Annotated in this window: 11 protein-coding genes; 8 read left to right on the forward strand and 3 right to left on the reverse strand. The window is 72.1% G+C overall.

Translation table 11 applies throughout. From position 1 onward, the window contains the following. The first annotated feature begins 4 nt into the window (after window positions 1-4). The 3 genes from ACO0E0_RS06520 (at window position 5) to ACO0E0_RS06530 (ending at window position 3,175) form a co-directional block, all read left to right on the forward strand. Window positions 5-961 carry an ROK family glucokinase gene (locus tag ACO0E0_RS06520; protein WP_422870595.1) on the forward strand — a complete coding sequence of 319 codons (957 nt, stop codon included), beginning with the start codon at window positions 5-7 and terminating at the stop codon, window positions 959-961. 37 nt (window positions 962-998) lie between these two features. Next, a complete protein-coding gene (locus ACO0E0_RS06525; protein WP_422870596.1) occupies window positions 999-1,688 on the forward strand; it encodes a lysophospholipid acyltransferase family protein in 690 nt (229 codons plus the stop codon). Between the two features lie 104 nt (window positions 1,689-1,792). After that, window positions 1,793-3,175, forward strand: a complete 1,383-nt coding sequence (locus tag ACO0E0_RS06530; RefSeq protein WP_422870597.1) for a class II 3-deoxy-7-phosphoheptulonate synthase — start codon at window positions 1,793-1,795, stop codon at window positions 3,173-3,175. Between the two features lie 63 nt (window positions 3,176-3,238). Here the strand turns inward: ACO0E0_RS06530 and pknB are convergent, their stop codons facing one another. Beyond that, window positions 3,239-5,332 (reverse strand): Stk1 family PASTA domain-containing Ser/Thr kinase, encoded by a 2,094-nt coding sequence (gene pknB, locus ACO0E0_RS06535; RefSeq protein WP_422870889.1) that lies wholly within the window; start codon window positions 5,330-5,332, stop codon window positions 3,239-3,241. A 109-nt stretch (window positions 5,333-5,441) separates the two neighbouring features. Then, the gene (locus ACO0E0_RS06540; protein ID WP_422870598.1) at window positions 5,442-6,707 is read right to left on the reverse strand and encodes a LysM peptidoglycan-binding domain-containing protein; all 1,266 of its coding nucleotides are present in this window, start codon (window positions 6,705-6,707) and stop codon (window positions 5,442-5,444) included. 220 nt (window positions 6,708-6,927) lie between these two features. On the opposite strand from ACO0E0_RS06540, the gene ACO0E0_RS06545 reads away from it, so the two are divergent. Then, window positions 6,928-7,281, forward strand: coding sequence for an Rv2175c family DNA-binding protein (locus ACO0E0_RS06545; RefSeq protein WP_422870599.1), 354 nt, complete (start codon window positions 6,928-6,930; stop codon window positions 7,279-7,281). Between the two features lie 10 nt (window positions 7,282-7,291). On the opposite strand, the gene ACO0E0_RS06550 is transcribed toward ACO0E0_RS06545, so the two are convergent. Then, window positions 7,292-8,410 carry a polyprenyl synthetase family protein gene (locus tag ACO0E0_RS06550; RefSeq protein WP_422870600.1) on the reverse strand — a complete coding sequence of 373 codons (1,119 nt, stop codon included), beginning with the start codon at window positions 8,408-8,410 and terminating at the stop codon, window positions 7,292-7,294. 81 nt (window positions 8,411-8,491) lie between these two features. On the opposite strand from ACO0E0_RS06550, the gene ACO0E0_RS06555 reads away from it, so the two are divergent. The 4 genes from ACO0E0_RS06555 (at window position 8,492) to ftsL (ending at window position 11,828) form a co-directional block, all read left to right on the forward strand. Continuing rightward, window positions 8,492-8,875, forward strand: coding sequence for a DUF3040 domain-containing protein (locus ACO0E0_RS06555; RefSeq protein WP_422870601.1), 384 nt, complete (start codon window positions 8,492-8,494; stop codon window positions 8,873-8,875). Window positions 8,876-9,648: 773 nt separating this feature from the next. Next, complete coding sequence (gene mraZ / locus ACO0E0_RS06560; protein ID WP_422870602.1) at window positions 9,649-10,080, forward strand: division/cell wall cluster transcriptional repressor MraZ; 432 nt, start codon at window positions 9,649-9,651, stop codon at window positions 10,078-10,080. A gap of 106 nt (window positions 10,081-10,186) precedes the next feature. Continuing rightward, window positions 10,187-11,161: a 16S rRNA (cytosine(1402)-N(4))-methyltransferase RsmH gene (gene rsmH, locus ACO0E0_RS06565; RefSeq protein WP_422870603.1), complete on the forward strand. Its 975-nt coding sequence runs from the start codon at window positions 10,187-10,189 to the stop codon at window positions 11,159-11,161. Between the two features lies 1 nt (window position 11,162). Continuing rightward, window positions 11,163-11,828 carry a cell division protein FtsL gene (gene ftsL / locus ACO0E0_RS06570; RefSeq protein ID WP_422870604.1) on the forward strand — a complete coding sequence of 222 codons (666 nt, stop codon included), beginning with the start codon at window positions 11,163-11,165 and terminating at the stop codon, window positions 11,826-11,828. Window positions 11,829-11,956: the final 128 nt, after the last annotated feature.

Genomic DNA, 11,956 nt, shown 5'->3' on the forward strand with positions numbered 1-11,956 from the left:
TCTCGTGCACGCCATCGGAATCGACATCGGGGGCACCAAGATCGCGGGAGCGGTCGTCACGGAGCTCGGCGAGATCCTCTCGGAGGACCGCGTCCCCACCAACGCAGCGGACCCGACCGCGATGCTCGACGACGTCGTCGCGATGGTGGAGCGGCTCCGCGGGCAACAGCCGGACGTCGGCGCGGTCGGTGTGGCCGCGCCGGGGTTCATCGACGCGTCGCAGTCCATCGTGTACTACACGCCGAACATCCGCTGGCGCAACGAGCCCCTGCGTCAGAAGCTGCAGGAGCGGCTCGGCGACCTGCACATCACCGTCGACAACGACGCCAACGCCGCCGGCTGGGCCGAGTTCCGGTTCGGTGCCGGCCGGCTCGTCAGCGACATGACGATGCTCACCATCGGTACCGGCGTCGGCGGCGCGATCGTGACCGAGGACCGCTTGTTCCGCGGCGGCTTCGGCACCGGCGGCGAGATCGGGCACCTGCGCATCGTCCCGAACGGCCTCCCGTGCGGGTGCGGGGCTCGTGGCTGCATCGAGCAGTACGGCTCCGGTCGCGCCCTGCAGCGGATGGCGAACGACATCGCGGACGCCGGCGGCATCGGTGCCGCACTCGCACAGGCGCGGGACGACAACGGCGGTACGCTCGACGGCGCGGTCGTCGGCGACCTGATCCTGGCGGACGACCCCGGTGCCCTCGCGGCCCTCCGGCGGCTCGGGCGCCACCTCGGCGAGGCGTGCGCGTCGCTCTCCGCGGTCCTCGACCCGCAGCTGTTCGTGTTCGGTGGCGGTGTCGCGAGCGCGGGGGACCGGCTCCTCGAGCCGATCCGGCAGGCGTACCTCAACAACCTCCCGGCACGCGGGTACCACCCGGAGCCCGACTTCGTGATCGCGGAACTCGTCAACGACGCCGGTGTCGTCGGCGCGGCGGACCTCGCCCGCATCCACGCCAGGACCGCCTGACGCCCGCGGCGCAGACGACGGACGCAAGGACGCATCGATGCTCTACTGGATACTCAAGAACCTCGTCATCGGCCCGGTCCTCACGGCCGTGTTCCGGCCGTGGGTGGTGGGCCGGGAGAACGTGCCGACGTCGGGGCCGGTGATCTTCGCGAGCAACCACGTGTCGTTCATCGACTCGGTGATCCTGCCCGTGGTGCTCGACCGCCGCATCTCGTTCCTCGCCAAGAGCGACTACTTCACCGGCCGCGGCCTCAAGGGCTGGGCGACGAAGACCGCGTTCGGCGCACTCGGACAGCTCCCCATCGACCGGTCCGGCGGCAAGGCGAGCGAGGCGTCGCTGCGGACGGGCCTCGGCGTCCTGGCCCGCGGTGAACAGCTCGGCATCTACCCCGAAGGCACCCGGAGCCCCGACGGGCTGCTCTACCGGGGACGGACCGGTGTCGCGCGCATGGTGCTCGAGGGGCGCGTGCTCGTCGTCCCCGTCGCGATGGTCGGCACGCGCGAGGTGATGGCGATCGGGCAGCACGTCCCGAAGATCAAGCGGGTCGGCGTGGTGTTCGGCGAACCGCTCGACTTCTCCCGGTTCGAGGGGCTCGAGTCCGACCGCTTCATCCTCCGGAGCGTCACCGACGAGATCATGCACGAGCTGCGCGGGATCAGCCGGCAGGAGTACGCCGACGTGTACGCCTCGAGCGTCAAGGAACGGCGCGCCGCACCCACCCGTTAGGCTCGGACAGTCCGCCCGGTCGCCCGGGCTCCGGTCGGCAGAGCGCATCGCGCACGCGGACCGTCACGTCAACCAGCACACACGAGAACCACGAGGTACCCCCCTTGTTCGAGTCGACCGACATCGTCGCCCTGCAGGATCCGGACGTCATCGAGGGCCTCGACACCTGGCGGACGCTCCCGATCAAGCAGCAGCCCACCTGGCCGGACTCCGTCGCCGCCGAGCAGGCGTCCGCCGAGATCGCGACGTTCCCCCCGCTGGTGTTCGCCGGCGAGGTGGACCGGCTCCGGACCCGGCTCGCGTCCGCCGCGTCCGGGCGCGCGTTCCTGCTGCAGGGCGGCGACTGCGCCGAGACCTTCGCGGGCGCGACCGCCGACTCGATCCGGGACCGCGTCAAGACGATCCTGCAGATGGCGGTCGTCCTGACCTACGGCGCCTCGATGCCGGTGATCAAGATGGGGCGGATGGCGGGGCAGTTCGCGAAGCCGCGGTCGAGTGACTTCGAGACCCGTGGCGACGTCACGCTGCCGGCCTACCGCGGCGACATCGTCAACGGCTACGACTTCACCCCGGAGTCCCGGGCCGCCGACCCGCGCCGACTCGTGCAGGGGTACCACACCGCCGCGTCGACGCTGAACCTCGTCCGGGCGTTCACCCAGGGCGGGTTCGCGGACCTCCGGCAGGTGCACTCCTGGAACAAGGGGTTCGCGGCGAACCCGGCGAACGCCCAGTACGAGCACCTGGCCCGCGAGATCGACAAGGCGATCCGGTTCATGGAGGCCGCCGGTGCCGACTTCGACGAGCTGAAGCACGTCGAGTTCTACGCGTCGCACGAAGGCCTCCTGATGGACTACGAGCGCCCGATGACCCGGATCGACTCCCGCTCGGGCCTGCCGTACGACACGTCGGGGCACTTCATCTGGATCGGTGAGCGCACGCGCGACATCGACGGTGCGCACGTCGACTTCCTGTCCCGCGTCCGGAACCCGCTCGGCGTCAAGCTCGGACCGTCGACGTCGATCGACGACATGGAGCGGCTCATCGACAAGCTCGACCCGGACCGTGAGCCCGGTCGGCTGACCTTCATCACGCGGATGGGCGCGGGCAGGATCCGCGACGCACTGCCGCCCCTGCTCGAGGCGATCAAGGGCATGGACGCCAACCCGCTGTGGGTGACCGACCCGATGCACGGCAACGGCCTGACCACGCCGACGGGCTACAAGACGCGCCGGTTCGACGACATCATGTCCGAGGTCGCCGGCTTCTTCGAGGCGCACCGAGCCGTGGGGACCTACCCGGGCGGCATCCACGTCGAGCTCACCGGCGACGACGTCACGGAGTGCCTCGGCGGGTCGGAGCACATCGACGAAGCAACGCTCGCGACCCGCTACGAGTCGCTCTGCGACCCGCGCCTCAACCACATGCAGTCGCTCGAGCTCGCGTTCCTCGTCGCCGAGGAGCTGAGCAACGCGCCGGTCCGCGGGTAGTCGCGACCGGTGACGGACGGGAGGCGCGGTGCCGACGGGCATCGCGCCTCCCGTCCGTCACCGCTACTGCTTGTACGCCAGCGTGACCGTGTCGCCCTTGTGGACCGTCGAGTTCGGGGCCGGGTCCGTGCCGGACACGGGGAGGCTGGCCTTCCAGTCGTAGAAGCTGCAGAGGATGTTCGTGCAGTCCGGGTAGGTGACCTTGAGGCCGAGGCCCTCGAGCGTCGACGCGGCCTGGTCGATGGTCTTGCCGGAGACGTCCGGCAGCGTGATCGGCGCCGGACCGCGGGACACGACGAGCTGCACCTGCGAGCCCTTGACCACCGGGTCGTCCTTGATCACGGTCTTGATCACCTGACCGGCCGGGACGGTCTCGCTGTACTGGTCGTCCTGGTCGGCGGCGATCGCGAGCCCGGCATCCCGCAGCGTGGTCGTGGCCTGCTCGGCGCTCTGGCCGACGACGTCCGGGACCGCGCCGAGGGAGACCTCGAGCCGGATCGGCTGTCGCTCCGCGTACGTCTGCACGGTCGTCAGGTCGAGGTCCGAGCCGTCGGCGTTGGTGCCGGTCGCGCTGAGGACGGTGTCCTTCGGGGCGTCCGCGTCGAAGCGGTACGTCGGCTCGCGGAGGTCGAAGTCGTCCCCGAGCACCGCCTGCACGTTCGACAGGGGCTGCCCGACGATCGCGGGCAGGGCGATCATCCGCGGGCCCGACGACACCACGATGCGGACCCGCGTCCCGCGCTGCACGGTCGCTCGTGGGCTCGGACGGGTCGTGGAGACGGAACCGGTGACGACCACCGCGTCGTGTCGGGCACTGGTGGCCGCGTCGGCCTCCAGCCCCCGGGCCTCGAGCAGTCGTCGGGCCTCGGGGACGGTCTTGCCCGCGACGGCCGGGATCTGCACGTTCCCGCCCGGTCCGAGGCGGTACCAGACACTCGCGCCGCCGACGAGGAGGGCGAGCACGACGATCACCGCGAGCGCGATCCACCCGCGTCGGCGACGCTTCGCAGCCTTGCCCGCCAGCCGTTCGGCCGCCGGGCTGAGCGCCTGGCCGGCCGGTCGCGTCGGCCCGGTGTTCCGGCGGGGACCGGGGCCGCGGCCGTCGGTCCGTGCCGGGGGGTGGTCGGCGAACACCGCGCCGACACCGCCGAGGCCGACACCGCCGAGGGCGGCACCGCCGATGGCGGCACCGCCGAGGACCGTCGTGTCGTCGGCGGCGCCCGGCCAGGGCGCGCGGTCGCGGTCGGCGTCGTGCGGGTCGTGCAGGACCGACGTCGTGGCCGCCGGACGGAGCACCGCGGTGCGGTTCGTGCCGCTGTCGATCCGCCCCTCGAGCCCGACGAGCTCGTCGAGCATCGTCTTCGCGTCGCGCGGCCGGTCGTCCGGGTTGCGGGCGGTCGACCAGAGCACGAGGTCGTCGAGCGCAGCGGGGACGGACGGGTTCACCGCGCTCGGCACCGGCACGGTGTCGTTCGCGTGCTGGTAGGCGATCTGCATCGGCTGGTCGCCCTTGTACGGCTGTTCCCCGGTGAGCATCTCGTAGAGCATGATGCCGACTGCGTAGATGTCGCTGCGGGTGTCCGCGATGCCCCGGGTGACGAGCTCGGGGGAGAGGTACGCGATCGTGCCGAGGAGCGCCGCGCCGGTCGCGGTGTTGGCGGACGCCGCGCGGGCGAGTCCGAAGTCGCCGAGCTTGATCCGGCCGTCGTCCGCGAGCAGGACGTTCTCTGGCTTGAGGTCGCGGTGCACGATGCCGGCGCGGTGCGCGGACGCGAGTCCGCCGAGGACCGCGCGGAGGATGTCGAGCGCCTGCTCGCTCGTCAGGGCGCGGTGCTCCTGCAGGAGATCCCGCAGCGTGATGCCCGGGATGTACTCCATCACGATGTAGGTGCAGTCGTCCTCGGCGCCCTGGTCGTACACGCCGACGACGCTCGGGTGGGACAGCCGGGCAGCGGACCGGGCCTCCTGGATGAACCGGTTCCGGAACGCGACGTCGTCGGCGAGGTGCCCGTGCATGATCTTGATGGCGACCCGGCGTTCCAGGCGCACGTCCGTCGCCAGGTAGACCGTGGCCATCCCCCCGCGGGCGATGCGCGAGCGGACACGGTACCGCTGATCGATCATCCGACCGATCATGGGATCCGTGGCAGCGTTCATCGTCACGGACGGCATTCTACGAATCGGTTCCCGAAAGGCCCCGACAGGCGCACCGGCCGTGATCCAATCTCAACCTCGAGGATGGAACGGTCCGTTCCGACCCGTGTCGTCAGAGGGTCGCGAGCCACCCGGTCGCCGGCTTCTCCCATTGCGCGTACGCATCCGGGAACGCCGAGTACTGCACGGACTGCGCGGCCTGTGTCACCGACATCCCCTGCCAGTTCGGGACGTCGAGCAGCCCCGCCGTGACACCGCGGTTCGGGTTCGAGCGGCCACCGAAGAACAGCCGCGTCGCATGCGGGACGTCCATGAGCTGCGCGTCGGTGCCCCAGCCCTGGCTCGGCCGCTGCTGGAACACGCCGACCGAGTCACGGTCCCCGTGGTCGAGGTTCCGGAGGCCGGACTCCTGCATCGCGGCGGCGAGGGCGATCACGAGCCCGCGGTCCGGGACGCCGAGTGAGCGACCCACGGCGACGATCGTGGCGGCGTTCGCGCGCATCTCGTTCGTCAGGCCGGTGGTGCTCGTGGACGGGAGGACGAGCGTCTTCCCGGCGTAGATCGTGCTCGTGTAGGTCAGGCCGTTCGCGGCGAGGAGCGCGGTGACGGTGACCTGATGGGCGGCGGCGATCGTCGCGAGCGTGTCGCCGGTCGCGATCGTGACGGTCCTGCTCGCGGCGGGGGACGGCGCGGCCGGGCTCGCCGCGACGGGGCTCGTCGTGGCCGGGCTCGCCGTGGCCGGGGCGTTCGCCGCGGGGACGCGGAGCGTCTGCCCCGGGTAGATGACGCTCGAGGACGAGAGCTGGTTCGCGGCGAGGAGCGCCGACGTCGGGACGCCGAGGCGTGCCGCGATGGCGCTCGCGGTGTCGCCCGTCACGACGTGGTAGCCGCCGGTCGACGCGCCGGCCGTCGGGCCCACCGCGGCGACGGTCGCGACCCGGGCGGAGCCGTTGCCGAGCCGCAGGGTCTGCCCCGGGTGGATGATCGCGTTCCAGCCGAGCCCGTTCGCAGCCAACACGTCACGCGTGCCGAGGCCGAACCGGGCGGCGATCGCGCTGACGGTGTCGCCCTGGACGACAGTGTACGTCGCCGGGGCGGGCGCGACCGCGGCGACGGGCGTCGCGACGACGGTGGAGACGTTCCGCGCGACGGCGGTCCCGAACACGGGTCCGCGCGCGCCGACGACGCGGTCGGGACCGGTGTCGCCCCGGTCGCGGTCGTCCTGCCGTCGGTGCTCGTCCGGGTGGCGCTGGTCGGCGTGCGCCGCGATCGGGCCGGTGAGTCCGGCGGCGGCGGCGATGGTCCCCGCGATCACGATCGGCACCGTGGCGAACCGTGCAGCCCTGGCCCTGCGGACTGCGTCGTCGGGGGTGTCCATGGTGTCGCCTTCCGCTCTGCCCCGAGCCTCGGGTCGGGGACCGGGTGCGATGACCTCGGCCGGTGTCCCGACATGGTCCGGACCACCGTGCCACGGATGGTCACAGGAGTCAATCAGTGAGGTGTGTGTGACTGGTGAGGTCGGTGTGACCCCCGACGATCGGCCGCGCATGGAGGTCGGGGATTGCGGACGGGGCACGCTCGTCTGGCAGCATGGACGCGTGAGCGATGCACCTACCGACGACGCCCTGTCCGAGCACTGGCTGACGGTCCCGGACCTCGTGGAGATCCTGCAGGTCAGCCCTGGCCGCATCCACCGGCTGTTCGAGCAGCGCACGTTGCTGCCGGCGCGGGTGGACGGCGTGCTCAAGGTCCCCGCGGAGTTCCTCGACGACGCCGAGCCGCTCCCGGAGCTCCGCGGCACGCTCGTCGTCCTCGGCGACAACGGGTTCTCCGACGACGAGGCGGTCCGCTGGATGCTGACGGTCGAGGACTCGATCGGCGTCGCACCCATCGCGGCACTCCGTGCCGGCCGCAAGGCCGAGGTGCGTCGGGTCGCGCAGAGCCTGCTCTAGCCGGGCCGGACTACGCCGACCGGCGCGAGACCGTGTCGGCCAGGGTCGCCAACTGCTCCCGCGCCGAGGGGCTGAGCGGTGCCTCGCCGAGCGCCGCGGTGGCCCGGGCCACGTGCCGCTCGATCGACCGCTCGACGGCGGTGACCGCCCCGGACTCCGTGATCGTCGCGCGGAGCATCGCGATCTGGTCGTCGTCGAGGTCGGGGTCGCCGAGCAGCTCGTCGACGAGCTGCCGCGGGCCGGGACCGAGCGCCTTGCGTGCCGTCGCGATGAGCACGGTGCGCTTGCCTTCGCGGAGGTCGTCCCCGGCGGGCTTGCCGGTGAGCTCGGGGTCGCCGAACACGCCGAGGAGGTCGTCGCGCAACTGGTACGCGACCCCGAGCGGCAGGCCGAACGCGCGGAGGCCGGCGAGCTGGGCCTCGGACGCGCCGGCGATCAGGCCGCCGATCGCCAGCGGCGCCTCGATCGAGTACTTCGCCGACTTGAACACGATGACGCGCTGCGCCCGGCGGAGCAGGTCGGTCTCGTCGACCGTCGGCCAGGCGATCTCCTCGTGGACGTCGAGGTACTGCCCCGCGGTCACGTCGAGCCGCATCGTGTGGAACTCCTGGCGGACGATCCGCGCGCGGGACGGCTCGAGCAGGTTCATCGACTCGTCGAACACGCTGTCGGCGAGCGAGAGCAGCAGGTCGCCCATGAGCAGGGCGGAGTTCGTGCCGTACAGTGCCCGGTCGCCGATCCACCCCGAGGACTCGTGGAGCGACTCGAACCGGCGATGGGCGGCGGGCATCCCGCGGCGGGTGTCCGACCGGTCCATGATGTCGTCGTGCACGAGCGCTGCGGCGTGGAAGACCTCGAGCGCCGCCGCGGCGGTGACGACGGCCTGCGCGGTGGTCTGCCGGGAGCCTTCCGCGAGGGGGTCGAACGACCCGGAACGCCCGGCCACGGCCTGCCAGCCCCAGTAGCAGAACAGGGCCCGGAACCGCTTGCCGCCGGACAGCAGGTCGCGGGCGAAACGGTCGAACGGGGCGAGGTCCGGACTGATCGCGCCGAGCCGGTCCCACTGCTCCGAGAGAGCACGATCGACACGGTCTGCGACGAGGTCCACTAATCGCGTACTCTCAGCCACGTTCCCTAGCCTAGTCGATGACCGGGACATACAATCGGTCCACCAGGTCCACGCGTTGATCCCAGGGATGAGGGAATCAAGATGCCACTCTCGGAGCAAGAGCAGCGACTCCTCGAAGAAATGGAGCGCAGCCTCTACCAGAACGACTCCGACTTCGTGGCGCGTGTCACCAAGCGTCAGGGCCGACCGACCTACACCTCGATCACGCTCGGCGTCCTCGGGGCGCTCGTCGGGATCGCCGTGGTCGTCCTCGGCCTCGTGATCCGACAGCCGCTCATCGGTGTGGTCGGGTTCGTCGTGATGCTCGCCGGGGTGCTCTACGCCCTCCGCCCCGGGTTCCGGTCGGCAGGCTCCGGCCGCGCCCCTCGAGCGACCTCCGGCGGCGGCTCGTCGGCCACAAAGGGTGGCGGGTCCTTCATGGACCGGATGAACGACCGCTGGGACAAGCGCAGCCAGGACCGCTGAGCACCGTTCCACCCATGACTCCCTGACGGGGTCGGCCCCCGGGCCGGCCCCGTCAGTCGTTGCTCCCCGCGCCCGTCCGCCCGGTGCCCCCGCCCCGCCCTCGCCCCGCCCCCCTCCCGATCCTCGAGATCGCACAACACGCCGCCTGCGCCCCTGACGACGCGGCGTGTTCTGCGATCTCGACCGCGGGGCGGCGGCGTGTTCTGCGATCTCGTCCGCAAGCGTGCCGCCCGCCTCCGCACCATCCGCGCCCGTGCCGCCCGTGCCGCCCGCGCCCGTGCCGCCCGCGCCCGTGCCGCCCGTGTCCGCACCGTCCGCGCCCGTGCCGCCCGCGCCCCTCCCGCCCGCGCCCGCGCCCGCGCCGATCTTCGAGGTCGCACAACACGCCGCGTGCGGCCCCGGCGTCGCGGCGTGTTGTGCGATCTCGACGGCAGGGCGGCGGCGTGTTGTGCGATGCCGTCCGTACGGGCCGCGAGAGCCGTCGGGCGCGCCCGCGTCCGGCCTGGAGGCGCGACCCGCGCCCGGCGGGTCGACGCGCCACTGCGCGCCCCACGCGACGCATTCCTCCTCCATTTCCCTCCACCGCGACCGCGGGGCCCGCCACCCCGCGTGGTTCCGGGCTCGCGGGCGGTGAGCTGCGCCTCCAGGACGACGTCCGGTGCCCCCATTTCGGGGCCGCAGTGCCGTTCCCGGGCACCATTCCGTGGTGAAGTGGGGCGCAGTGGAGTAAAGTGGAGGAACAGGGTGACCACTGGAGCGGAGGGGGGTCCGACATGTTGCTCGGCACCTATGCCCCGAAGCTCGACGAGAAGGGCCGCGTCATCCTCCCCGCCAAGTTCCGCGACGAGCTCTCCGGCGGCCTCGTCATGACCCGTGGTCAGGAACGCTGCGTGGTCGTCTTCAGCGCTCGCGAGTTCGAGTCGCTCCACGACCGGATCCGTCAGGCGCCGATGACGAACAAGCGCACCCGCGACTACATGCGTCTTTTCCTGTCCGGGGCCAGCTCCGAGCAGCCGGACAAGCAGAACCGCGTCACCATCCCGCAGAACCTCCGTGAGTACGCCGGTCTCGGCCGCGACCTCACGGTGATCGGCGCCGGCGACCGGGCCGAGATCTGGGCCACCGACGCGTGGGAGGCCTACTACGCGAGCAGCGAAGCGGACTTCGCCGAGAACGAGGAGGAGGTGATCCCGGGCATCTTCTGATCCGCCGACCCGGACTCCCAGCCGTCCGCCCTGGCGCACCTTCCCCGGTGCCAGGTCGGGATGGATGGGGATCCGGGTCCACGGGTCGGAGGGCGCAGGGGCCGACATGGCAGCCACTCCCGAGGACACCGGCGTCGGTGCTCCGTTCCCGCACACCCCGGTCATGCTCGAGCGCATCGTCGAGCTCTTCACCCCCACCCTCGACGGGCCCGGCAAGGTCGTCGTCGACGCCACCCTCGGCATGGGTGGCCACGCCGAGGGGCTGCTCGAGCGCTTCCCCGAGGTCACGCTGATCGGTCTCGACCGTGACACCGACGCGCTCGGCATCGCGGGGGAGCGCCTCGCCCGGTTCGGCGATCGCGTCCGGCTCGTGCACACCGTCTACGACCAGCTGCCGACCGCCGTGCAGGACCAGGGCTTCCGCACGGTCGACGGCGTGCTCTTCGACCTCGGCGTCTCGTCGCTCCAGCTGGACCGGGCCGAGCGCGGGTTCGCGTACAGCAAGGACGCCCCGCTCGACATGCGCATGGACCAGACCGCGGAGACCACCGCAGCGGAGGTGCTCGCCACCTACGACGAGCGCGAACTGCGCGGCATCTTCCACCGCTACGGCGAGGAGAAACTCGCCGGACGGTACGCCAAGGCCATCGTGGCGCGACGCGCCGAGCGGCCGTTCGAGCGCTCCGGCGACCTCGTCGAGGTCCTGCAGGCGGCGACGCCGGTCGCGATCCAGAGGCAGGGACACCCGGCCAAGCGGGTGTTCCAGGCGCTCCGGATCGAGGTCAACCAGGAGCTGAGCGTGCTCGAGCGGGCGATCCCGGCCGCGATGGACGCGCTCGGTGTCGGCGGGCGACTCGTGGTCGAGGCGTACCAGTCCCTGGAGGACCGGATCGTCAAGCGCGCGATCGTCGAGCGCACGAGTTCCTCCGCCCCGGCCGGGCTGCCGGTCGAACTCCCCGAGCACGCCCCCACGTTCTCCGCCGTCGTCAAGGGCGCCGAGCAGGCCGACGAGGCCGAGCGCGCCGCCAACCCCCGAGCAACCCCCGTGCGTCTCCGCGCGGCCGAGCGAATCCGGAAGTGACATGACCACCAACCTGGCCCTCGCCACGCCCCTGCCCGCCGCCCCCACCGCACCGCACCGCGAGCGACGGGTCCGGCCGGAGCTCGTCGAGGTCGCCACGACCCGGGCGCAGCGCCGGGCACGACCCCGCATCGTCTACGCGATCGTCGCGATGGGCGCGCTCGGCGTGCTCCTGCTCGCCCAGCTCGGGATCAGCATGGTGCTCTCCAGCGGCGCGTACTCGCTGAACTCGCTGCAGGCGCAGCAGGTCGAGCTCACGCGCTCGCAGCAGCAGCTCGACGAGCAGCTCTCCGTCCTCCGGTCGCCGCAGAACCTGGCACGCAACGCCCAGGCGCTCGGCATGATCGCGAACTCGACGCCGGTCTACCTCAACCCCGAGACCGGAGCGGTCTACGGCACGCCGACGCCCGCTGCGGCCGACGACCCCGCCGCCGCGACGACGACGAACCAGGTCCCGAACTCCCTCCTCGACGGCACGAAGGTCGTCACGAAGCAGGGGGACACGGCCACCAGCGCCGAGCAGCCCGCCGGGGCCGCGGCCGCGGCGACCGGAACGGCCGCGACCGAGTCTGAGAACACCGGCGCGGCCAGCGCGTCGGCCCCGGGATCGACCGACTCGTCCGTATCGTCGTCCGCGGATCAGCTCCAGGCGCCCTCGACGCGCTGACGCACGATGCGCTCACGCACCACGTGTCGGCGCACGATGCGCTCACGCACCACGCGTCGGCGCACGATGCGCTCACGCACCACGCGTCGACGCACCACGCGCTGACGCACGGAGCACGACGTACCGCC

Origin of the sequence: Curtobacterium phyllosphaerae, from assembly GCF_049341865.1 — a bacterium.
GTDB classification, from domain to species: domain Bacteria; phylum Actinomycetota; class Actinomycetes; order Actinomycetales; family Microbacteriaceae; genus Curtobacterium; species Curtobacterium phyllosphaerae.

Bases quoted from the DNA above. Each gene is read 5' to 3' on its own strand.
- ACO0E0_RS06525 (WP_422870596.1), top strand. From the start codon at position 999: ATGCTCTACTGGATACTCAAGAACCTCGTCATCGGCCCGGTCCTCACG.
- pknB (WP_422870889.1), bottom strand. From the start codon at position 5,332: ATGAACGCTGCCACGGATCCCATGATCGGTCGGATGATCGATCAGCGG.
- ACO0E0_RS06540 (WP_422870598.1), bottom strand. From the start codon at position 6,707: ATGGACACCCCCGACGACGCAGTCCGCAGGGCCAGGGCTGCACGGTTC.
- ACO0E0_RS06555 (WP_422870601.1), top strand. From the start codon at position 8,492: ATGCCACTCTCGGAGCAAGAGCAGCGACTCCTCGAAGAAATGGAGCGC.
- mraZ (WP_422870602.1), top strand. From the start codon at position 9,649: ATGTTGCTCGGCACCTATGCCCCGAAGCTCGACGAGAAGGGCCGCGTC.
- rsmH (WP_422870603.1), top strand. From the start codon at position 10,187: ATGGCAGCCACTCCCGAGGACACCGGCGTCGGTGCTCCGTTCCCGCAC.
- ftsL (WP_422870604.1), top strand. From the start codon at position 11,163: ATGACCACCAACCTGGCCCTCGCCACGCCCCTGCCCGCCGCCCCCACC.